At 54.7% G+C, this 256-nt stretch carries 1 protein-coding gene; it reads left to right on the top strand.

All coding sequences use genetic code 11. The annotated features are described in order from the left end of the window. A partial coding sequence (locus tag LD028_RS09195) for a chromate transporter (RefSeq protein WP_237811638.1) occupies window positions 1-256 on the top strand: 256 nt, incomplete at both ends.

Genomic DNA, 256 nt, shown 5'->3' with positions numbered 1-256 from the left:
ACAAGCAACAAGCCGGCGGCGATCGGTTTGGGAAGTCGGAAAAACAGCGCTTCTCCTCGGCCTAACGTCATTTGGTGGTCCGGTCGCTCATCTCGGCTATTTTTACGAAGAGTATGTCAAACGCAAAAAATGGATGGACGAGAAAACCTATGCCGATTTGGTCGCTTTATGCCAATTCCTCCCTGGTCCGGCGAGCAGCCAAGTCGGCATCGGCATCGGATTCATGCGCGCTGGTGTTTGGGGGGCGTTTGCCGCT

The sequence above is a fragment of the Anoxybacillus sp. LAT27 genome (genome assembly GCF_022030075.1).
Lineage (GTDB): Bacteria > Bacillota > Bacilli > Bacillales > Anoxybacillaceae > Anoxybacillus > Anoxybacillus kestanbolensis.
This window is presented reverse-complemented; position numbering and strand designations above follow the sequence as displayed.